The following is a 22484-nucleotide window of genomic DNA, read 5'->3' on the forward strand; positions in this document are numbered from 1 at the left end:
CATGAATAATATTCGCCAGTTTTCAAGCAAAGAAGATATCCAAGAGCAAGCATGCTTATGGATAAGCCGTCTCGATCGCGGCTTAAACAGTGACGAAAAGACGGAGCTAGATGCTTGGTTGTCGGAAAGTAATGCGCATCGTCAAGCTTTGCTTGACACCGCTAGCTTGTGGGACGACATGTCGGTATTAAATGAATTGAGCGGTTTATTCCCGCAGCCTACCTCACGTCAGTCGTCGAAAAAACGCAATATGCCTAAAACAGCGGTTTGGGGCATTGCGGCCACATTTTTAGTGATGGCAATTGCTGTTGGGGTAGTGGTTCAGCGCACGTGGCTAAATAGCACCCCTGAATTCGCAGCGGTAATGCAGAAAGTGCAAACGGGTGTTGGCGAACAGAAAAACGTGACGCTAGCTGATGGCTCTAAACTTCATCTAAATACAAACTCGGTAGTTACCGTAGACTTCTCATCAACGGCGCGCAATATCGTTTTATTGAAAGGGGAGGCACACTTTGAAGTGGCTCACGACACGTCTCGCCCGTTCTCTGTGACCGCAGGCAACAACACCGTTACCGCTGTCGGAACTGCTTTTAATATGCAATATGTGGATGATAATGCGTTTGAGTTAGTGGTTACCGACGGAAAGGTATTGGTGAAAGACCGCTTTAAGGCTTCATCCTCAAATGAATCGCTCTTCACTAAACGTCCTGTTGCTGAAGAAGGGCTTCTTATGTTCGCGGGTGAAAAAGCCACTGTACAAGGTAAAGTGGAAGCCCGTGAAAGCATGTCTCAAAATGACATTGATGACGATTTAGCGTGGCAACAAGGTATGATTGTATTTAAAGGTGAACCGCTAGAGGCCGTATTAGCTGAGATTGGCCGCTATACACCCGTTCGCTTTAACATTTCGGACGAAAGTCTGCGCAAGCGACGTGTAGCGGGATACTTTAAGGTAGGCGATATAGACGGTTTGTTGTCTGCACTTAAGAGCAGCTTTAACATCAACTACGAGAAAGTCACAGAAACAAGTATTGAGCTTAAGCTAGCGAAAAGTTAAATATTTCTGAAAGATAGGTGCTTTCTACTATTCGTAGTTGGCATCAATTTCTTTAATGTGACAATATAATTAAAATAATAAGCACATCGATTTTATATCTTGCAATACAGCAATTTTGCGATAAGCAGGCAAACCAAAAAGGCAATAGAAAAGCTGCATGCCCTAGCGTGTTCGGCCCAATGCCTTTCGCAAAAAAGAATGCGCAAATTCTCCCGTATCTTGTCCCTCTCGGCACTTCACATAGCGTCCGGCTTTTTTCTTTTCATAGCACCAGCGCCAACGCTTCATGCACAAACAGACAGCCCTTCGCAATCACCCGACCAAACCGAACCAAAATTGGGTGCTTACAGCTTTTCAATACCCGCACAAAATGCTAATGAAGCGCTAACCGAACTAGCTAAACAGGCAAATACCACATTGCTTTTTCCTTTTGATTTAGCAAAAAAAGTGAAAACAAACGCATTGGAAGGTACGTTCACACTGAATGAAGCGCTGGCACAGCTTCTTGAAGGAACAGAATTGGCGGTAGTAACTGATGAAAGCGGTGCGGTAAGTATTCGTTCTCGTTCATCGTTAGTGGCGAAGGAAACACAGCCACAAGATACCGAAAAGAAAACAGACGAGGGAGGCAATGGACTTGAAAAAATTGCGGTCGTCGGTACTCGTAACTCGCCTCGAAGTGCTGTTGACTCACCAGTTCCTTTGGATGTGATTGGTTCTGAAACCCTCAACTCACAGGGAAATTCAGACGTACTTTCTATGTTAAGCGTGATGGTTCCTTCGTTAAACGTAAACGATCAGCCCATCAACGATGCCAGTAGCCTGGTAAGGCCGGCGAACCTTAGAGGCATGTCCTCGGATCACACGCTTTTGCTGCTTAACGGAAAGCGACGCCATCGCTCTGCGGTAATCACGTTTTTAGGCGGAGGTTTATCTGACGGTGCACAAGGGCCTGATATATCGGTTATTCCTGCCTATGCGCTAAAGCAAGTCGAAGTATTGCGAGATGGTGCAGCAGCCCAGTACGGCTCAGACGCCATTGCAGGCGTGATTAACTTCGTACTTAAGGATGCTCGTGAAGGAGGGCATGTTGCGCTGAAAGTTGGCGGATACAGTGAAGGCGACGGCGAACTGTTTCAAGTGCAGTTGAATAAAGGCTTTGCTATTGGAGAAAACGGCTTTTTAAATGCAACGGCAGAGTATCGTCAGCAAAATGGCACGTCGCGCTCTGTACAGCGGATTGATGCGCAGAACTTGATTGACCAAGGGAATGTGTTCATCGCGTCACCGTCCCAAGTATGGGGAGCGCTTGATGTTAACGAAGATATTAAACTTGCGCTAAATGCAGGCGCAGACATTTCGTCTAAATCACAATTTTACAGCTTTGCCACTGCAGCAAGAAGAGAAATAAACGGTGGTTTTTACTTTCGAAATCCGCAAACCCGAGAAGGGGTGTTCAGCCGTACCGACCCAAATACTGGGGAAAGTCGTCTGATTGTAGCCGATCTCGACGGGCTGGAAAGTGGAATTGCTTGCCCTTCTATAACCTTGTCTAGTAATAGCGTATTGCTGGACCCCACGTATCAACTTATTGCAGATAACACAACGGCGCTTGGTGCCAACTGTTTTGCTTTCAACGAGTGGTTCCCTGGCGGTTTCACACCAAAATTTGGGGGGACGATAACGGACGCTTCTGTTGCGATGGGCGTTAAACATGAGTTACCTAATGGCTGGGCGATGGATGCCAGTGCGACATTGGGCTACAGTGACATTGAGTACACCATCTCAAATACAGTTAATCCATCGTTAGGGCCACAAACGCCAACGTCGTTTTCGCCCGGTGGTGTGTCGCAAGTAGAGCGAACGCTTAACTTAGATTTTAACAAACTCATTCAAACTATTTTCGACGATCCGGTTAGCATTGCCGTGGGCTTAGAATGGCGTAAAGAAACCTATTTTCAAAAGTCCGGCGACGAAGCGTCATATATTGCAGGCCCTTTCGCTCTAGAGCCGCCACTTGGGTTGAACCAAGGCTTTTCCATCGGTTCCAACGGTTTTCCGGGGTATCAGCCTCAAAGTGCCGGGCACTGGAGCAGAAGCAATTGGGCTGTGTACGCTGATTTGGAATTTTATGTTACCGAAGCATGGCAGTTTGGCGTGGCCACACGTGTAGAGCATTTCAGTGATTTCGGCTCGACATTTGATGGCAAATTGAGTACTCGCTATAAATTAAATGATATTTTTGCATTACGCGGATCTGTAAACACCGGTTTTAAGGCGCCAACAGTGGGGCAGAGTAATGTTATCAACGTAACTACCGCCTACGGTGTTAACGGTTTGGAAGACCAAGCAACGCTGCCTCCAACTGATCTTATCTCACTGCAACTAGGCGCAACTCCGCTTACGCCTGAAGAATCGGTGAACTTTAGCCTCGGGCTTGTTATGCAGGCAAGCGAGAACTTTTTTGCGACGCTCGACTATTTCAATATTCGCCTTTCTGATCGCATTAGTACGACATCTGCAATCCCGTTAACCGACGACGACATTAGTGCGCTTATTGCCCAAGGGCGTCCAGATGCGGCGAAATATAATGCTGCAAAGTATTTTACAAATGACTTTGACACAAAAACTCAGGGTGTTGATTTAGTTGTTAACTACAATTTTGCGCTAGCTGATTGGTCAAATTCTTTACTTCTTGCCTTCAACTGGACAGACACACAAGTAGAGCGGGTTACACTTTATCCTGCGCAAGTGAGGGACGAAATACGGCTTCTACCTAATCTAACACAGGCAAGAATTCGTATGCTGGAAGATAACTTGCCTGCTCATCGAGGCAGTATCACGCTGGAGCAATCGAAAGGAAATTGGGCATTTACTTGGCGGCTTAACTATTACGATGAGTTTTATGAAGACCATCTTGATGCGTCCGCAGGCATGGACATATACGGCAATGCGTTAACCACATTCGATGCCCAAGTTGCATGGAAAGTACTGCCTCAAACACAAGTTACCCTCGGCGCCCAAAATCTGTTTGATTCGCTGCCTAATAAAAATCCTTTTCAAGGTGAAGTTGGCGCACTCTACCCACCTACATCGCCTAGCGGTATCAATGGGGCTTTCTATTATGCAGGCATTGAGTACACCTTTAACTAGGGCGTGTTTCAGCAAAGCTACGTAGTTAAATAGCACGCTGCACTCAGTGAAAGTAAGAAAATGAGCCTAGCTCTGAGTTTGAAAGGACAACAACCGATCGTTTTAGGTGACGATGTGAATATTACTTAGGTATTTAAACTAGGATATGACTTAGGCCACTTAAAGAAATAATCGTGATAATAAATATGGTGTTTTAAGTCTAGCCAAGGATGCTAAGAGCGATGACGTTGCGTGTTAAGAATACGCGGGTTGGCTAATTGCCTAGCCAACGTCTTTGAATAGGGACTCATCGACGATAGTTTGGTCAATGATCTGTTGCGCCATGTTGATGCACTTACCGCATTGTGAGCCAAGCTCTAAATGTTGACGTAACTCTCGCATATTTCCCACACCGTTTTCTTCAACCGCTGCGCGAATGCTTTTATCAGTTACCCCATAGCACATGCAAACAAACATTAAACGTACTCCAAATGAATCTGTAAATGATAATAATTGTTATTCTTTGCTTTGGCAAGTGGATAATGACAAATTTAATACAAGGTAATTGAAGAAAGACTGAACAGTGTGGGTGGATGTTAAGCGGTTATTGGTATGATCAGTAAAAAAACTCGTTGTTTAATATTGTTATTTGCATATTCGTACCTATTTTCTTTGAAGGAAATTTCTTATCAAAGTGGTTACGCAACGTAATCACTTCTATTATTACAATCCAAATATAAATGGAGAGACTCATGAGTGTATTAGTTGGCCGTCCAGCACCTGACTTTACTGCAGCAGCGGTACTTGGTAGTGGTGAAATTGTTGACACTTTCACACTAAGTGAAGCAATCAAGGGCAAGAAAGCTGTTGTATTCTTCTACCCACTAGATTTTACGTTTGTTTGCCCGTCAGAGCTTATCGCCTTTGACAAGCGTTTCGACGAGTTCAAAAAGCGTGGTGTTGAAGTGATCGGTGTTTCAATCGACTCTCAGTTCTCACACAATGCGTGGAGAAACACTCCGGTAAATCAAGGTGGTATTGGTCCGGTTAAGTACACCCTTGTTGCTGACGTTAAGCACGACATCTGCCAGGCATACGATGTTGAGCACCCAGAAGATGGCGTTGCGTTCCGTGGTTCATTCCTAATCGACGAAGAAGGTATGGTACGTCATCAGGTAATCAATGACCTTCCACTTGGCCGTAACGTTGATGAAATGCTACGCATGGTTGATGCACTAGCATTCCACCAAGAGCATGGTGAAGTTTGCCCAGCGGGTTGGACTGAAGGTAAAGCTGGTATGGATGCGTCGCCTGAAGGTGTCGCTAAGTACCTATCTGAAGAAGCAGACAAGCTATAAGCTAAACTGTTTAAAGATTATAAAAAAAACAGCGCCTTTTGGCGCTGTTTTTGTTTATATCAGTTTGAATAAAACTACTCTTTATTTTCTACAGGCCATCCGCCTAGCGCTTTATAGCGATTTACCATATAGCAAAATAGCTCGGTGGTCTTTTGGGCGTCATACAGCGCACTGTGCGCTTCACTTTGGTCAAATGCGATCCCCGCTGCACGGCATGCTTTTACCAAAACAGTTTGGCCTAAGGCCAATCCAGCAAGGCTGGTGGTGTCAAATGAAACAAACGGATGGAACGGCGTGCGTTTTATATTGCAGCGTTCTATCGCGGCATTGACGAAACTCTGATCGAACGTTGCATTGTGAGCAACAATAACTGAACGTTGGCAGTCTGCATTTTTTTGCGCCTTGCGGATGCCTTTACATAAGTCCTTCATGGCTTCGCTTTCTTCAATAGCCCCTCGCAATGCACAATTAGGATCGATGCCATTAAATTCTAAGGCTGCTGGCTCTAGGTTAGCGCCCTCAAAGGGGTCAATGTGATAATGAAAAGTTTGATCAGGATGAAGTATACCGTTTTCATCCATTTTCACCGTTACCGCGGCTAATTCTAACAGAGCGTCAGTGCCTGCATTAAATCCGGCTGTTTCAACGTCGATAACAACGGGAAAGTAACCTCGAAAGCGCTGGGAGAGAAGGGGCGGGTTGGCAGACATAAACACTCTTGTAAGACTCGATTGCGTTAATTGGTTGGTGACTAAAATGCGTACCAACCTGCGAAGCATATTGCGTAAAAGAATTATCGCAAGGATACTCTCGAGTTGCCAGTTGCAATTTATAAACTGTTAAATCAGGGGGCTAGCAAAAGTACAAAACGCGAATGGTATTAAACGCTAAACTTTTCTACAATTTGGACGATAATCAAATTAAGCGTGAAAAAATCATTAGGCACATTTCTTCTTTTTGTGTGAGCTAATTTGATTCATTATGTTCGGTAATTTGTGCACGTAGTGTTGTCTTTTACCTGTGTTAGTCTGATTTTCGTTATGGTGTCGAAATGGTGTCGAAATTAAAATACATCGCTTTATTGGGGATGCTGGGGTCATTGTCTTCCCACGCTGCCATGCGGCAATATTCTGCAACCATAGAAAGCTCCAACTGGCGAATAGACAAAGACACGCGACTTCAGTGTACCTTGAACCACGAACTACCCGGTTATGGCGAAGCCATGTTCACGAGCTCAGCGTCGAAGCAGCTTAATATGGAATTTGAACTGGACATGTATTTGCTGCCAAGCAAATTTGATATGGCTGCTGTTTATTCTGTACCACCTAAATGGATGCCCGGCGTTGCGCCTAAAACCATTGCCGACATGTCTATTCGTAAACAGTACAATGGCGACCTTCCGCAGGATGCGGCTTGGACTATGTTGTCTGAATTAGAAAAAGGCTTTTGGCCCACAATCTATTACCAAGATTGGTATAACAAATACGACCAAGTGAGTGTGGCATTAAACGCTAGCAACTTCTCTGGTGTGTATCGTGAATTTGTGAAGTGTGTATCGAACTTATTGCCCTTCGGTTTTGATGACATTGCCTACACGGTATTGTCGTATCAAAACAACAGTACAGAGCTAACCAAATATTCGCAGAAGCGCTTAACCATGATAGGTGAATACTTAAAAGAAGACAGCGAGCTTGAGCTTGTGCTTCTTGATGGTTACACCGATAGCTACGGCGGTCGCTATAATAATGAGCAGTTGTCTATTCGACGTGCTAACGAAGTAAAAAGCTATTTGACTACGCTAGGTGTACCTGAAGATCGAATTCAGTTGACAGGCCACGGTGAGAAACGCCATATTGCGCCAAACGATACGCGAGAAAGCCGCGCCCAAAACAGACGCGTGGTGGTGCGACTTTCAAAATCCTAGGCGCTAATTATCGCGCCTACACTCGCTTTAAAATGCGTTAGTTTAATTTTTCTCGCCACCTTAATACCGGTACTAAATGATCGGTGAAAACACCGTCAGCACCTACCACCTTGTCTAAAACTTCCAAGACTTGTTCTGAACTCATACCTGCTGGTAGTGCATCATGTCGGTAGGTGTAGGGGTGGATTGTCAGGTTATTTTCGTGGGCGTAGGCAATCCATGCCGCGGCTTCTATTTTTCCTTGAGTCATCGCTTCATTATCGAGTAAATGGCCTAACCAAGGGCCTATGCCATCGGCATACAACGCAACCTGCTGCATGCCTTCCTGAGTGCGCAGCCAGTTATAATCTGTGTCGCTTTCGCCCCAGTCGTTTTCGCCAATCAGCATCACAACTTTGCCTTTATAGCCCAGGGTTTCACGAACGCGCTTAACTTCGTTAAAATCGAAGCATTGCAGGTAGCTATTACCGCTCTCTCCACCAAACCCGTAAGCATTCAAAGCATCTACAACGATTTTACTGGCATCAACGCCTTCTTTAATGTGAAAGGCAGGGGACTTTACTTCAGGATAAACCCCGACAGACGTTCCAAATTGGCGATTTAGCTCGCTGATTAGCTCAAAGTGTTCATTTAACGTGGCAACTTTAAAATTAGCATGTGTGCCGCGGTACCTATCTTTAAAAACTTGCTTCCCGTCACTGTTAGCGCGCTCGTGTACCCGCAGTTGTCGCAGTTCTTCAAGAGTAAAATCACGCGCGTAATAGCGGCCGTCATCGCGGTGGCGTGCAGGAAACACATCTTCTACATTGGTGACCGTTTCTAAGTGGATGTCGTGTAGCACAACGGGTATGTCGTCTTTGGTGATAACAACATCTTGCTCAATAAAATCGGGGCCCAGAGAAAAGGCGAGGGTAGCTGCTTCAAGGGTATGCTCAGGTAAATAGCCCGACGCGCCGCGATGGGCTATCACGGTAAAGTGCGTTTCAACATTTTCTTTTGTGTCAGCGTGTATTTGTCCATTCTCGTTATTTGCAGCCATGGCCGAAAACGTACTGCCAGCAGCAACTGTACCGGTAAAAGCGACAACCAACGCTGGCAGAATAGCGGCCAGTTTTGCTTTTGGCTGACTGCGCAAGCCGATATTGTGCGCTGCTCGAGGCTTCCGACTTATCGCTGTTCTAGCTTGGCTTTTGTTTTTATCATTTTGCGAAAATAATAAGCGGTTACGTAGCATGTAGTATCACTCCATGTGGTTTTTATCGTTTTTCCAGAGCCGCACGTTTTTAAGTTGATAGTTTGGCGATTTAAGCGTTCAAATCGCTTTGACTACGCTGGCTGCATCTTCAGTTCTTGTTTTTGAGCCATTTCATAGCGAAATGGATTTATTTTGTATGAGTTCTATTGCATACCCATCGGGGTCGCGAACAAAAGCAATAACTGTGGAGCCGCCTTTTACTGGCCCCGGTTTACGATATACATCAGCGCCGTTTGTTTCTAAGTTTTCACAAAACTGATAGATATCATCTACCTCAATCGCAATATGACCATATGCGTTACCCTTATCGTAGGTGTTGTCGCCCCAGTTGTAGGTAAGTTCTATGACGGTACTCTCGGTTTCATCGCCATATCCCACGAAAGCTAGCGTGTATTCATACTCTTTGTTTTCAGACTGGCGAAGAAGGCGCATGCCCATGAGTGAGGTATAAAAGTGAAGAGAGGCCTCTAAGTTTTCAACTCGAAGCATGGTGTGAAGCATTCGCATAAGAGATTCCTTTTTTGAGCCATCGGAATTACTCGATGGCACACTGCACTGTGATTGCGTGTTGGCCGTAACTTTTTGTACACATAAATACGATGAGTACTTTATTTGAGTAAACGCAAACAACACGCTTTTATGTTAATCAGGAAATGTTAACGCTTTAAGACAGTTTTACAATTCTCGTTAAACGTACTATACCAATCCGCATAGATAATCACCCACTCAGAAGGCGCTGGCAAGTTTCCTAGCGAAGCGTGGGAATGCAGGAATGGCTGTTCCCTTTCAAGTGCCTTGAACAACCATACGTATTCAGCTTCGCCAAAAAAATTTGTAAAAAAGTTGTGTTTTGGTTAAAAAATAAACTGAAAACTAGTGGACATTGCTCGCAATTACCTGTACCTTTCGCATCGCTCTAGATATGTTATTTGCTTTACCTAATACTGCGCTGTACCTCTTTTTTAAATCCTTCAAATTGAAGTTTTATATAGATATACAACTGCTTTACTAGCTTGGAGATGTCTATAGCTATTCGGTGGTTTTCCACCATCACATCAATTTTTTAAAAGGTTTTTATTATGTCTAATTCTGTAAACGGTACAGTTAAGTGGTTCAACGAAGAAAAAGGTTTTGGTTTCATCACTCCTGAAGCTGGCGGCAAAGACGTATTCGTACACTTCCGTTCAATTGCTTCTGACGGTTTCAAAACGTTGAAAGAAGGCCAAGAAGTTAGCTTCGAAGTTGAACAAGGCCAAAAAGGTCCTCAAGCTGCTAACGTAGTAGTTCGATAAGACCTCTATGCTTATCTAAGGTCATTTCTCTTTTCTGAAGTGACCTCAAAAAAGTGGGCTCTTTCTGAAACGCTATGTTCACGCTAGAGCCTAATTATCGTTTTTCGATTTCTTTACCCAACCTGCGAGGAATTCAAAACAAACAACATTAATAAAGAAGTATTTACTATGCAATTTCAAGATTCTATCTCTACCTTTAATAGCGCCATGTCAGGTGCGTTAATCTCAAATATCTCCATAAATAAAACAACCGTTGCTTTTAAACATGCGAATACGTATCGGCATGTAGAGCTGCCATCAAGGCAAGAGGCGAAGCGATTTGTTGCCCAGCTTATTCAAGCGCAATAAAGCTTGAGTATTTCGGACGAGGTATATTTACCAATCCACATAGATCATTGCCTACTCAGAAGGCGCTGGCAAGTTTGCTAGCGGAGCGTGGGAATGCAGAATGGGTATTAGCAGAGGCGAGGGTAAGCAGAGCACTGGTAAGCATTGGCCAGCACGAGATGCACTGACCAATGTTTGATGATTACTAACGTGTAACTACTGTTTAGCTTTTAAGTCAACGTCCGAATCGGCTAACAAGTATATACTTGCTGCGTAGGCTGCAATGTTTTGCGCAAGCTCATCGGGGTCAATTTTATCTAAGGTATCATCTGGCGTATGGTGAAGATCAAAGTAATCTCTACCGTTTTGATTTAACCTAATCGTTGGTACGCCTTTCGCTGCTAGCGGAATAATGTCAGGGCCGCCGCCAGCAATGTCTGAACCGCCACGCACTATACCTAGCGGTGATAAAATCTTCGCGATTTCATCGACTAGCACAGTCGCTTCGGGATTCACATTTGACACTACTTGCCAGATAGTTTGCGCACCAAAGTCAGACTCTGTGGCCAGAACGTGATTTTCAAGGTTCTTTTCGTGTTGTTTAGCGTAAGCAAAGGCACCTAATAAGCCCACTTCCTCAGCGCCAAACATGACCACACGAATGGTGCGTTTTGGGCGCTCTGGTAAAGAAGCAATCAACGCAGCCGCTGCCGTGGTAATAGCAACGCCTGCGCCGTCATCAACTGCACCCGTTCCTAAATCCCAGCTGTCTAGGTGGCCGCCAATAAGGATAATTTCTTCGGGCTTCTCACTGCCCACTAAATCCAGTATTACGTTGCCGCTGTTTACTTCGCCTTTCCATTTCGATTCAGAGTGAAGCGACAATGACAGCGGTTTACCTAAGTTATGTAAACGTCGTAAATGGTCTGCGTCAGGGTTTGAGATAGCGACTACGGGGATATCTGCCCAATTATCGCCGTCTGAGCTCATCATGCCTGAGTGAGGAAAACGATGAGAGTCAGATCCTACTGAGCGCACGACCAGCGCTTCAGCGCCGCCGCGTTGAGCATGTTGCCAACCAATTCGGCGACGTTGGTTCGCTTGACCATAGCCTGCACCTGTTTGGCTTTTTACCATGGCGTCGCCGTCTACAAATGCAATTTTGCCTTTAAGGGCACCATCTTTAACTGCGGTTAGCGCGTGAATATCTCTGAAATAAACGATGTCTGCATTGATCTCGCTTTCAGAAGGCGCTGCGCCGCCAAGGGCTGTGCCGTAAAGCGGTTGGGCATAAGGCGCCGTGAGTGAAATGTGTAGGTGGCCTCTATCCCAAAATGGCATAGTGAATTCTTCTATGCTGACTTTATCAAAACCTAGACGCTCTCCTACCACCACGCCCCAATCTCTAGCTCGTTTTTCTGCTTCAGAGCCGCCCAGGCGAGGGCCAATCTCAGTGGTTAGTGATTCAACGATGCTATAGCCTAAATCACTTTTCAGGGCTTTTTGAATTAATGCTTCCGCATTTTTCTTTTGCTCGTCAGTAATGGGGGAAGTTTCTGCAAAAACACCAAAACTGCATGCACTTACTAATGCACCAAACGCTAGCCTTCTAGCGATAGTATTCAATCGAGACATGTGTTCTCCATGGATTTATTTTTATATTTCTTTTTTTATTTGCGCGAGCAAAACTCTAACCCATCCATCATAGCCAATTTGGTAGTCCCTTTCGAGGCAAACCACAAGCGTAAGTCGTGTGTTAGTCGCAAAATTTCTTTTAAGAGAAAATAAATGGAGAATAAAAAAGGAGCCTAAGGCTCCTCTCTGAAAGTTTCTATTTACGCTTCTTCTTAAGCGCCAATTTTTGCTTCTTCTCTTGTTCTTTCAGCACTTCGTTAATAAAACTCTTTCTGCCGAACTCACGTGTGATAACACACTTGTTTAAGTCGAAACCGCGGGCAGGGCAGTATTCTCTGCCATATAGGATGATTTGCAGATGCAAATCGTTCCACCTTTCTTTTGGGAACAAGCGTTTTGCGTCACGCTCTGTCTGCTCAACACTCTTCCCGTTCGACAAACCCCAGCGATACATTAATCGGTGGATATGAGTATCTACGGGAAAAGCAGGAATGCCAAAGCCTTGAGACATAACCACAGCGGCAGTCTTGTGACCCACTGCGGGCATGGCTTCTAGCGCTTCAAAGTTTGCAGGCACTTCACCGTTGTGCTGCTTGATGATCATGTCAGACAAATGCCAAATGCCTTTGGACTTCATGGGAGATAAACCACAAGGACGGATAATGTCTTGAATTTCTTCAATACTCATCAATACCATGTCGTACGGATTATCTGCCCGAGCAAAGAGCTTTGGCGTAATTTGGTTAACGCGCTCGTCTGTACATTGCGCCGATAGCAGAACCGCAATGAGTAACGTATATGGGTCTTTATGATCTAAAAAGATAGGAATTTCCGGATAAAGGTCATCCAGTATTCGCATGATTTCTTTTACTTTTTCCTGCTTAGAAAGCGGCTTGGCCGGCTTAGCTACATCATTCATTTCTAAATACTTTTTTGTTTTTGATTTTTAGCGTTTAGCTTTCAGCTGTAACGCGTACCCGTTCAGCCTTCACTGCAGGCGATGTTTGCTTAGCGGCTAACTTTGCATCAATACTGTTTTTGATAGCAATGAGAAGACCCATACCTAAAAAGGCACCAGGCGGCAGTATCGCAAGCAAAAACGGATTTTCAGTGTTGAAAAGCGTTATGGTCCAGTTCTCAGCAATTGAGCCAAACAGTCTGTCTGCCCCTGCTAGCAATGTACCTGCACCCAATATCTCGCGCATACCACCTAAAATGACCAGCACTGCGGTAAAACCCAGTCCCATCATGAGTCCGTCGTAGGCAGAGGCGAGCGGCCCGTTTTTCGACGCAAAGGCCTCTGCGCGGCCTATGATGGCGCAGTTAGTTACAATCAGCGGAATGAAAATACCTAGCGCTAAGTAAAGGTCATAGGTGTATGCATTCATTAATAGCTGAACAATGGTAACGAACGCAGCAATGATCATAACAAAAACGGGAATGCGGATTTCGTTTCTTACCACATTACGAACGAGTGAAACGGTAACGTTACTGCCAATGAGTACCAACATGGTAGCAAGGCCTAACCCGAGACCATTGATAAACGTCGCGGTAACGGCCAATAGCGGGCACAAACCTAACAGTTGTACCAGCGCAGGATTGTTCTTCCAAAGCCCTTGTAAAGACAGGTCGCGAAAATCAGTCACGTTATAGCTCCTCTACACTATGAGGTTGAGCCTCATTCACGTTAATCGCATCAATTGTTTCAACGGAATCTGTAATTGCGCAGGTGTTAGGAGCGTTGAAAAGTGCAGATTGGTTGGCCTGTGCATAAAGCAAGGCTTCGCGTACTGCTCTTACTACTGCTCGCGGCGTGATGGTAGCGCCAGTGAACTGATCGAACTCACCACCGTCCTTTTTGACCTGCCAAGGCGCCAAATTGTCGGGTGAAAAAGGCTTGTCACTGAACGCCGTTATCCAATTGCTAACGGCAAGCTCTATTTTATCGCCAAGGCCAGGGGTTTCTTTGTGTTCGATAACGCGTACGCCAAGCACCCTCATACTGATTCTATTAGTGTTGGGCGCAGAAATATCGGACGCATTCTCGTCTTGCTCCGATGGGCTCTGAGGTGTTGAGTCAAGCTCGGACAACTCCGAGAGCGCTAACGCGGTGATATTGAGATTTTCGCTCTCACCGTCGAGCGAGTCAGTACTCGAGCTGCCTTGTGTGTTTCCACCAACGTGTGCATCCACTTTTACACCAACAACGATATCGATATCTCCACTGTATCCGTCTGGAGCAGTGGCTTCTAATACTAATGCGCTAGGTTGGCCGTTTAACGTCGCACGATATATTTTGTGGGCTTTTTTGTTGCCAAGTTCAGGTGCATTGACCTCTGTGCAGTTGGCGTAAAGGGCATTGTCGTGGAATTCGCTAGGCACGACTTCATTAAGTACGCTTAGCAGTTTTTGCTGCTTTTGTTGCTCAATTTTATCTTGGGTGCCAAAAAATGTGAGTGCTATTAATGTTGTGGTAACAACGGCAAACGCACCTAACATAAGGCCGTTTTTGGCCAGGCTTTCTTTCATCATTAGTGTTTACCTCGACCTTTTACGTTTTTGCCGTACACGCGAGGACGGGTATAGTAATCAATTAAAGGCACCGCCATGTTCATAATAATAACCGCAAACGCTACAGCATCAGGGTAACCACCAAAGGTACGGATTATTACCACCCAAAAGCCAATAGCTGCACCAAATATAATGCGGCCTCTTGGTGTTGTTGACGCTGAAACCGGGTCGGTGGCGATAAAGAAGGCGCCTACCATTACTGCACCGTTAAACAGGTGAAATAGCGGTGAAGCGTAGTAATCGGCGTTTGCTAAATGAAGCAGTGATGCACAAATAAACACGCTTAGCAGCATACCTCCCGGGATATGCCAGCTGATAACGCGGGTCTTCCAAAGGTAGAGGCCACCAAGTAAATACGCAAGACTCACCATTCCCCACCCAGCACCAGCAGCTTCGAATACCCCGCCATCGAAGATTGGCTTCGCTAATGATTCTGAGTATGTTACTCCTTGCGTTAGGTCGGTTTTCAATGTGTCTAACGGTGTAGCCATAGTTACACCATCGGCAATGGTTTTGAGTTGAGTGACATCGTATCCGCTAGTAGTAAAACCAGTAAATATGAGTGATACCGAATCAAAGAAACTTGGCGTAATGCCAGCGTGAGTCGCAGGAGGCAGCCATAGGCTCATAGCCGCAGGGAATGAAATAAGCAGCACCACATACGCTATCATGGCAGGGTTGAAAATATTAAAGCCAAGCCCGCCGTAAACCTGTTTAGCCACCGCAATAGCGAAGAAAACACCCGTTACCGTCATCCACCAAGGTAGGGTAGGAGGAATACTAATTGCGATGAGTAAGCCGGTTAATACTGCGCTGTAATCTGTTAATGTGCGCTCGATGGGGCGATTTCTTAAAAATAAAATCACGCCTTCAATGACCAGTGCACTCACTACTGCAATGATGGCTTGAATGAGCATTCCCCAGCCAAAAAAGAAGGATTGTGCAATCATGCCAGGGAGCATGGCATAAATAACCATGCGCATGACTTGGGCAGTATCGCGTTTAACCCGTTGGTGTGGTGAACTCGATAAACTTAACTTCATTATGATTCTTTCTCTTGTTCAGCTGCTGCTTTTTTTGCTTTAGCCTTTGCTACTGCAGCTGCAATGCGCGCTTTCTTTTCATCTTGTGCCGTCGGTTGAGAAGGCGCTTGCGTACTTGTTGCTTGACCTACACGGCTAGACGATTCGCTCTGCTCATGTGCTTTACTACTTTCCTGTTCAGCAGTATTTGATGAGGTCGCTAAATTGCCATTACTGTCTTGAGCAAGTTTCTTTGCTTTAGCCTTTGTCACTGCTGCAGCAATGCGCGCCTTTTTCTCGTCAGCTTCATTTGTCGAGGCAGCGTCGTTAGCATCAGTTTGCTCGCTTCCTTGATGTTCTTCCTGCTTAGCCGCTTTTTTGGCTTTCGCTTTCGCCACCGCAGCAGCAATGCGCGCTTTTTTTTCATCCGCTTCGCTCAAGTTGTTAGCAGGATCTGATGCGCTATCACTCTGAGCACTATTATTTTGATCGCTGAAGCTCTGAAAACTGGCTTCTTCTGGCGAGTTACCGTCTTGATTCTCAATACCAGCCTCGCCATCAGGGCCAGATGCTTGCGCTTTTTGCGAAGCGGCCTTTTTAGCTTTCGCTTTCGCTACTGCCGCTGCGATCCTAGTCTGCTTTTCATCTAGCTGTTCTTTGGAGTGACTGTCTGGTTGCTCATCTAATTGAGTTGGCGCACCTTGCTCTAAAACTGACTTATCAGGCTGCCCGTCTTCGCTATTTTTAGCAGCTTTTTGCGCTTTAGCTTTAGCGATTGCCGCGGCAATACGCGCTTTTTTCTGCGCTTCAGCGTTTAGCTCTGAATTAGCTTCAGTATCGGAAAGTTCGGTATGCTTTTCGCCTTGAGAGCCCGCAGGTTTTTCTGCTGAAGATGCTTCAGACTGGCTGGCTTGCGCGGCCTTTTTGGCTTTTGCTCTAGCGATAGCGGCAGCAACTTTAGCTTTTTTCTCATCTTCTGGTGATGATGACTGGTTACTTGGCTGTTCTGTGGTTGATGGTTCGACAGCGCTTTCATCTCGCGTTTCGTTTTGAGCTTGTGCGGCCTTTTTCGCTTTTGCTCTGGCGATTGCTGCAGCAACCTTTGCCTTTTTATCATCTTCTGGCGATGACGCTTGCTCAACTTGCTTATCCGCGCTTTCAAGTTGAGCTTCGTTCTGGGCTTGTGCGGCTTTTTTCGCCTTTGCTCTGGCAATAGCTGCTGCTACCTGTGCTTTTTTATCGTCTGCCGCAGTGCTTGGCTCGTTGGTATTTGTTGTATTACTTTCATCCTTTGCGTTGGCCTGCATAGCCGCTTTCTTTGCTTTCGCACGCGCAAGCGCCGCCGCTACTTTGTCCTTGGCCTCAGTTGCGCCAGCATCAACAGCGCTATTCGCATTATCGGCTACTGCATTTTCTTCTTTGGCTTTGTTGGCGGCTAATCGTGCTTCTTTTGCTTTTCTATGTTTTTCTTCGCGCTCAAGTTTTTCGCGCTCTAAACGTTCTTTACGTGCTTCAAAACGCTGTTTAGCTTTTTCGGCCTTGTTCTTTTCATCACGCTGAATGCGTATTTCGGATTTAGCCTGGCGGTAGTAATGCACCAGTGGGATTTCACTGGGGCAAACGTAAGCACATGCGCCGCACTCTATACAGTCGAAAAGGTCGTATTCTTCGGCTTTATCGTATTCTTTTGCTTTGGCGTGCCAAAACATTTGTTGGGGGAGCAACGACGCAGGGCATGCGTCGGCGCATGCGCTACAGCGAATACAGGGGCGCTCTGCATTGTCGTCTACCAGCTCTTTTTTTGCAGGAACCAGCAAACAGTTTGTGGTTTTAACTACGGGGATCGTAGCGTCTGATAAGGTAAAGCCCATCATAGGCCCGCCCATAATCACTTTAGGTGCTTTCTGTTTTTTCGGGTTGTAGTTTGCTTCATCCAATAGATGAGAGACGGGCGTACCCAACAACGCTCTAAAATTGCTTGGTGATTCAACGGCTTCACCAGTTACGGTAACAACCCGTTCAATCAGCGGCTTGCCGTGTAAAATAGCATCTGCAATGGCATAGCAGGTACCAACGTTGAACATCATCACGCCTACGTCGGCAGGCAATCCATTTCTTGGAACTTCTCGGCCAGTCAGTACCTGAATCAGCTGTTTTTCGCCGCCGGCAGGGTATTTAGTCTCAACGCTAACAACGCGATAGTCTTTCTTATCCTGACAGGCAATATTAAGTGCTTCGAAAGCCTCTGGCTTGTTGTCTTCAACCGCAACTACAATGGCCTTCGGCCCAATAAGGTGAGTAAGAATGTCTAGACCCTGGCGTATTTGCCAGGCGTGCTCACGCATCAATCGATCATCGGAAGTAATGTAAGGCTCGCACTCAATCCCATTTAAAATAAGAAACTCAACAGGTTTAGATGTTGAGGTTTTTATATGGGTAGGGAAGCCGGCACCACCCATTCCTGAAATTCCTGCTTGGCAAATAGCTTCTATAAGCTTGTTCTTATCTATGTCGCTATAATTTGCTATTGGAGAGAGGTCGCACCATGTGTCTTTACCATCAGGACGTATCGAAATACACATTTCTGTTAGGCCGCTAGGATGCGCTACAACATGCGGAGCAATCGCAACAACCTCGCCCGAGGTTGGCGCATGAACTGGCACAGAAAAAGGCGATGAGCTTTGCGAAAGAATTTGGCCTTTCAATACGGTATCGCCAACTTCTACGCAGCAGATACCGTCTGAGCCAATGTGCTGCCTTAAAGGAACAATCAATAATTCGGGTAACGACGGTTTCTTTATTACTGATGTATTAGATAGAGATTTCTTATCGTCGGGATGTACGCCACCTGGAAATGAGTACATCTTTCCCGCTTCAAGGGTTTCTATAATTGAATCAAAACTTGGATACATCACAATTACGACACCATTTTGATGGGGATATCACCTTTAGGCGATGATTTAAAATCCCACTTCCATGTAGAAGTTGTTTGAGCAATTGGCACCATGTCGATACAGTCGACAGGGCAGGGATCTACACATAGGTCACACCCAGTACATTCATCAGTAATAACCGTGTGCATGTGTTTGGCGGCACCTAAAATGGCGTCGACAGGGCAGGCCTGAATACATTTGGTACAGCCGATACATTCGTCTTCGCGTATAAACGCGACTTTTTTAACGTCTTCTTCGCCATGAGCTGCATCAAGGGGTTTAGGTTCAACTCCCATCAAGTCTGCGAGTTTTTTAATCGTTGCCTCGCCACCAGGTGGGCACTTATTAATATCATCACCTTCAGCAATTGCCTCAGCATAAGGCTTGCAGCCCGGATATCCGCATTGGCCACACTGAGTTTGTGGTAGTACGGCATCTATTTGCTCAACAAGCGGGTCGCCCTCAACTTTAAAGCGAATGCTCGCGTAGCCCAGAACCAAGCCAAAAATAAGCGCAAGGACGCCAATGGCAACAACGGCGAATATAATTGCGGTAGATATCGTCATTACACTTTCACCAGTCCACTAAAGCCCATAAATGCTAGGGACATGAGACCAGCGGTTATCATAGCGATTGAGGCACCTTTAAAAGATACAGGTACATCAGCAGCAGCTAAACGCTCACGCATGGCCGCAAATAACACCAGTACAAGAGAGAACCCCACAGCAGCGCCAAAACCATAAATAAGACTCTGCATGAAATTATGCTGTTCGGTAAGGTTTAATAGCGCTACACCAAGCACTGCACAGTTGGTTGTGATAAGAGGAAGGAATATACCTAACAATCTATATAAGGTAGGGCTGGTTTTGTGCACGACCATTTCTGTGAACTGAACCACCACCGCGATAACAAGAATAAAGGCAAGCGTTCTAAGGTAACCGATGCCCAGTGGAGCAAGTAAATAGGTTTCCACTAGATAGCTCGATGCAGAGGCAAGGGTGAGAACAAATGTGGTGGCCATAGACATGCCCATGGCAGTTTCAAGTTTGCCAGACACACCCATAAACGGGCATAAGCCGAGAAACTTAACCAACACAAAATTGTTAACCAGTACTGTACCAATCAATAGCAGTAAAAATTCAGTCATGAATAACGCAATTCCTTCGAGGAATTTTGACGGACAATGCCCGCGAATTAAAAAGAAAAACAGATTAGGTCTATTATCCCTTTTTAGAACGGGTTTAACAACTTGATTGAATTAGGGTTATTTAATGTCTAAACGCGTTGTTTTAGGAATTAAAATAGAATGAAGTGGGTGAGGCGATTAAGAGCCAACTAAGTGGCTCCCCCTCCCCGACTCGAACGGGGGACCTGCGGATTAACAGTCCGTCGCTCTAACCAACTGAGCTAAGGGGGAATCGACACCTAAGTTGTTTGCTGAAGTTGGCTCCCCCTCCCCGACTCGAACGGGGGACCTGCGGATTAACAGTCCGTCGCTCTAACCAACTGAGCTAAGGGGGACCTGTGCTTCAACGGAGGCGAATATTAAAGACGTACTTAGGAACTGTCAACAACATAAATGAAATATTTGTGCTGACTGCGCAAAAAATAGCTTTTTACGGCTTTTATGTTCATTTTGTCGTCAATGCTGAGAAAATGATGGTTAATAACTGCACATTATTCCCTCATTGCTTATGAACAAGAGGTTGTTTTAGTAATTGATAGTTTTACCCATCTCGTTTTCTTATATATCTCACTAAAGTTAAAGGGTATAACTAAATGGAATAAAAAAGCGCTTCCATACTGGTATTATGTACAGGCTTTAATAAATCTGTAACCTGTACCTGAGGATTAAAAGGTTAGTCACCACTTACGTGCTGAGAAATTAATCGAGCACGAAATCCCGCCGAATATGGTCTGGCGTTAGTTATCCACTAAATCTGTGGATAACTATGTTGATAGCTTAGAATCGCTGTAGTTATTTACGAGATCGCGTACGTATTGATCTAATGAGGTTATGGCGTTATTGAGTGGATAATCTTTTTAATACAGTGGTTTAGGGTGTTTTTTTTGATCTTGTTTCTCGATCGGAATAGATCGGTTGAACAAAAAGTAGCTTGTGTGTTAATTCAACGAATGCCTAAATGCTATTCAATGAAATCCATCTTAATTCTCAATGCCTTACATTTTGTTAACATTTTTGTGTGTCTTTTAAACGCTCTATTTGGATAGCTAGATGCGCCCGAGACGTTTTGCCTGCATATTAAAAGTGAAACAGGATAGAAATTAAACTGTAATGAACACATACGCACGTGTTTTGATTTATTTTTACAAAAAACTCGTAGTTTTGTGGCGTAGCCAGCGAAATGGGTCATCGCACGTACTTTTGTCAAAAACATCGCTTTTCATACAACCCTCTTATGCTTTGTTTTGTTTGTCGAATACGCATAGCTAAATAGTGTTCACTCTTTTACACTAACGCGCAATTGATGAGGGGATTTTAGTTTGCCGGAGCTCAAGTGATAAAAAGTAACGCTAAACAACGTACTTCCGACTTATTGGAAGGAGATATAGGTACTACGTTAAAGCGTATGACTATTCCCATGATACTGGGTATGGTAATGATGATGAGCTTTGGACTTATCGATACCTTTTTTGTGAGCTTGTTGGGCACCGACCCTTTAGCCGCTATTAGTTTTACCTTTCCCGTTACTTTTACCGTAATAAGCCTAAACATAGGTTTAGGTATTGGTACCTCTGCAATTATAGGCAAGTTACAGGGCAGTAAAGAAATAACCAAGTCTCAACATTATGCGACGGGTTCATTAATGCTGTCCGTTTTGCTTGTGGGTGCACTAGCTGCAATTGGCTTTTTCACCATAGAGTCTGTGTTTAAGTTGCTTAATGCAACAGACAATCTAATGCCGTACATATCTGACTATATGGGGCTATGGTACTTGTCGAGCATCTTTCTTGCCATGCCGATGGTTGGCAATAGTGTGCTGCGAGCGTGTGGCGATACCCGCACACCCAGTATTGTTATGGCAGCAGGCGGCGGATTAAACGCGTTGCTTGATCCTATTTTCATTTTCGGCCTTGGGCCCATTCCGGCAATGGGAATAAAAGGTGCGGCACTCGCTACCTTTATAGCGTGGATAGTTGGTGCATTATGGATTCTTTATATTTTAGCCGTTCGTCGAAAGTTGATGTTGCCTCGACTGCTGACACTTGCCGAGCTGCGTGATAGCAGCCGTGAAATTCTCAAAATAGGACTACCTGCGGCGGGCGCGAATATGCTTACCCCTGTTGCCGGTGGCGTGATGACAGCTGTAGTTGCTGGTTACGGTGCTGAAGCGGTTGCAGCGTGGGGAGTGGGAAATAGAATGGAGTCTATTGCAAGTATTGTTGTGCTAGCACTTTCCATGACACTGCCTCCATTTATCAGTCAAAACGTTGGGGCAGGCCAAGTAGAACGGGTAAAAACGGCATATTCGCTTACATTGAAATTTGTTCTGGTTTGGCAGTTCGCCATTTTTCTTGTCATGTGGGGACTATCTAGCTGGATAGCCGTCGCCTTTGCTAATGAAGCAGAGGTAAGCGTACTAATACAGCTGTTTCTTATGATTGTACCGCTGGGTTATGGCATGCAAGGCATTATCATTCTGACTAACTCATCGTTGAATGCCATGCATCGCCCAATGACGGCATTAACGTTAAGTGTCATCCGCTTATTTGTTTTCTTCGTACCTATCAGCGTTGCGGGTAGTTTTCTATTTGAACTGAAAGGGTTATTTGCAGGAACGGTCATTGCCAATATTGCAATGGCGTGTGTTTCATTTGTTGTTTTCAAACGTGCGATTACTCAGTTTGAATCAGATAAAGAAACGTCTGAGCACAGCTAATACAAGAGCGGCTATTTAAGGCTGTGCGTTTTTAATGTTGAGTAGTTTGACCGCAAGCAAGATGTTAAGCAGTAAG

The 22484-nt window shown here is 45.2% G+C and carries 19 protein-coding genes and 2 tRNA genes; 7 read left to right on the forward strand and 14 right to left on the reverse strand.

What is annotated here, in order from left to right:
* Nucleotide 1 precedes the first annotated feature (1 nt).
* Both BIZ39_RS00085 and BIZ39_RS00090 read left to right on the forward strand, forming a co-directional pair.
* Entirely contained in the window at nt 2-1057 is a 1056-nt protein-coding gene (locus BIZ39_RS00085) for a FecR family protein (RefSeq protein WP_187446082.1), read from the forward strand.
* Nucleotides 1058-1276: 219 nt separating this feature from the next.
* Nucleotides 1277-4210, forward strand: coding sequence for a TonB-dependent receptor (locus BIZ39_RS00090; protein ID WP_187446131.1), 2934 nt, complete (start codon nt 1277-1279; stop codon nt 4208-4210).
* Nucleotides 4211-4471: 261 nt separating this feature from the next.
* On the opposite strand, the gene BIZ39_RS00095 is transcribed toward BIZ39_RS00090, so the two are convergent.
* Nucleotides 4472-4666 (reverse strand): bacterioferritin-associated ferredoxin, encoded by a 195-nt coding sequence (locus BIZ39_RS00095; protein WP_014948769.1) that lies wholly within the window; start codon nt 4664-4666, stop codon nt 4472-4474.
* A 275-nt stretch (nt 4667-4941) separates the two neighbouring features.
* Between BIZ39_RS00095 and BIZ39_RS00100 the strand changes: the two genes are divergently transcribed.
* Nucleotides 4942-5547: a peroxiredoxin gene (locus tag BIZ39_RS00100; RefSeq protein WP_014948770.1), complete on the forward strand. Its 606-nt coding sequence runs from the start codon at nt 4942-4944 to the stop codon at nt 5545-5547.
* A gap of 74 nt (nt 5548-5621) precedes the next feature.
* Here the strand turns inward: BIZ39_RS00100 and rnt are convergent, their stop codons facing one another.
* Nucleotides 5622-6257 (reverse strand): ribonuclease T, encoded by a 636-nt coding sequence (gene rnt / locus BIZ39_RS00105; protein WP_014948771.1) that lies wholly within the window; start codon nt 6255-6257, stop codon nt 5622-5624.
* A gap of 341 nt (nt 6258-6598) precedes the next feature.
* Here rnt and BIZ39_RS00110 point away from each other — a divergent pair, with 341 nt between their 5' ends.
* A complete protein-coding gene (locus BIZ39_RS00110; protein ID WP_014975986.1) occupies nt 6599-7471 on the forward strand; it encodes a flagellar protein MotY in 873 nt (290 codons plus the stop codon).
* A 37-nt stretch (nt 7472-7508) separates the two neighbouring features.
* Here the strand turns inward: BIZ39_RS00110 and glpQ are convergent, their stop codons facing one another.
* Together glpQ and gloA are read right to left on the reverse strand one after the other, a co-directional pair.
* Complete coding sequence (gene glpQ / locus BIZ39_RS00115) at nt 7509-8705, reverse strand: glycerophosphodiester phosphodiesterase (RefSeq protein WP_187446083.1); 1197 nt, start codon at nt 8703-8705, stop codon at nt 7509-7511.
* A gap of 132 nt (nt 8706-8837) precedes the next feature.
* On the reverse strand, nt 8838-9233 hold the full coding sequence (gloA, locus tag BIZ39_RS00120) for a lactoylglutathione lyase (RefSeq protein WP_222936401.1): 396 nt from the start codon (nt 9231-9233) through the stop codon (nt 8838-8840).
* Between the two features lie 572 nt (nt 9234-9805).
* Here gloA and BIZ39_RS00125 point away from each other — a divergent pair.
* Together BIZ39_RS00125 and BIZ39_RS00130 are read left to right on the forward strand one after the other, a co-directional pair.
* The gene (locus BIZ39_RS00125) at nt 9806-10018 is read left to right on the forward strand and encodes a cold-shock protein (protein ID WP_014948776.1); all 213 of its coding nucleotides are present in this window, start codon (nt 9806-9808) and stop codon (nt 10016-10018) included.
* Between the two features lie 168 nt (nt 10019-10186).
* The gene (locus tag BIZ39_RS00130; protein WP_039233139.1) at nt 10187-10366 is read left to right on the forward strand and encodes a hypothetical protein; all 180 of its coding nucleotides are present in this window, start codon (nt 10187-10189) and stop codon (nt 10364-10366) included.
* A 195-nt stretch (nt 10367-10561) separates the two neighbouring features.
* On the opposite strand, the gene BIZ39_RS00135 is transcribed toward BIZ39_RS00130, so the two are convergent.
* The 10 genes from BIZ39_RS00135 to BIZ39_RS00180 all read right to left on the reverse strand — a co-directional run bounded on the left by BIZ39_RS00135 (nt 10562) and on the right by BIZ39_RS00180 (nt 20027).
* On the reverse strand, nt 10562-11980 hold the full coding sequence (locus tag BIZ39_RS00135; protein WP_014948778.1) for a M20/M25/M40 family metallo-hydrolase: 1419 nt from the start codon (nt 11978-11980) through the stop codon (nt 10562-10564).
* A gap of 196 nt (nt 11981-12176) precedes the next feature.
* Nucleotides 12177-12899 carry an endonuclease III domain-containing protein gene (nth, locus tag BIZ39_RS00140; protein ID WP_187446085.1) on the reverse strand — a complete coding sequence of 241 codons (723 nt, stop codon included), beginning with the start codon at nt 12897-12899 and terminating at the stop codon, nt 12177-12179.
* A gap of 34 nt (nt 12900-12933) precedes the next feature.
* The gene (locus BIZ39_RS00145) at nt 12934-13626 is read right to left on the reverse strand and encodes an electron transport complex subunit E (protein WP_187446086.1); all 693 of its coding nucleotides are present in this window, start codon (nt 13624-13626) and stop codon (nt 12934-12936) included.
* A gap of 1 nt (nt 13627) precedes the next feature.
* The gene (locus BIZ39_RS00150) at nt 13628-14512 is read right to left on the reverse strand and encodes an RnfABCDGE type electron transport complex subunit G (RefSeq protein ID WP_187446087.1); all 885 of its coding nucleotides are present in this window, start codon (nt 14510-14512) and stop codon (nt 13628-13630) included.
* Entirely contained in the window at nt 14512-15594 is a 1083-nt protein-coding gene (gene rsxD, locus BIZ39_RS00155) for an electron transport complex subunit RsxD (protein WP_168462729.1), read from the reverse strand. Before rsxD ends, BIZ39_RS00150 begins: the two co-directional genes overlap by 1 nt.
* The gene (rsxC, locus tag BIZ39_RS00160; protein ID WP_187446132.1) at nt 15594-18485 is read right to left on the reverse strand and encodes an electron transport complex subunit RsxC; all 2892 of its coding nucleotides are present in this window, start codon (nt 18483-18485) and stop codon (nt 15594-15596) included. The genes rsxD and rsxC overlap by 1 nt, the downstream gene beginning before the upstream one ends.
* Before the next feature lie 5 nt (nt 18486-18490).
* A complete protein-coding gene (rsxB, locus tag BIZ39_RS00165) occupies nt 18491-19072 on the reverse strand; it encodes an electron transport complex subunit RsxB (RefSeq protein ID WP_187446088.1) in 582 nt (193 codons plus the stop codon).
* Complete coding sequence (rsxA, locus tag BIZ39_RS00170; protein ID WP_014975993.1) at nt 19072-19653, reverse strand: electron transport complex subunit RsxA; 582 nt, start codon at nt 19651-19653, stop codon at nt 19072-19074. Before rsxA ends, rsxB begins: the two co-directional genes overlap by 1 nt.
* Before the next feature lie 193 nt (nt 19654-19846).
* Nucleotides 19847-19923: transfer RNA gene (locus tag BIZ39_RS00175), tRNA-Asn, on the reverse strand.
* Nucleotides 19924-19950: 27 nt separating this feature from the next.
* Nucleotides 19951-20027 (reverse strand) — tRNA-Asn (locus tag BIZ39_RS00180).
* A 998-nt stretch (nt 20028-21025) separates the two neighbouring features.
* Here BIZ39_RS00180 and BIZ39_RS00185 point away from each other — a divergent pair.
* Nucleotides 21026-22408 carry an MATE family efflux transporter gene (locus BIZ39_RS00185; RefSeq protein WP_049585837.1) on the forward strand — a complete coding sequence of 461 codons (1383 nt, stop codon included), beginning with the start codon at nt 21026-21028 and terminating at the stop codon, nt 22406-22408.
* Nucleotides 22409-22484: the final 76 nt, after the last annotated feature.

The organism is Alteromonas sp. BZK5 (assembly GCF_014349115.1).
GTDB classification, from domain to species: domain Bacteria; phylum Pseudomonadota; class Gammaproteobacteria; order Enterobacterales; family Alteromonadaceae; genus Alteromonas; species Alteromonas macleodii.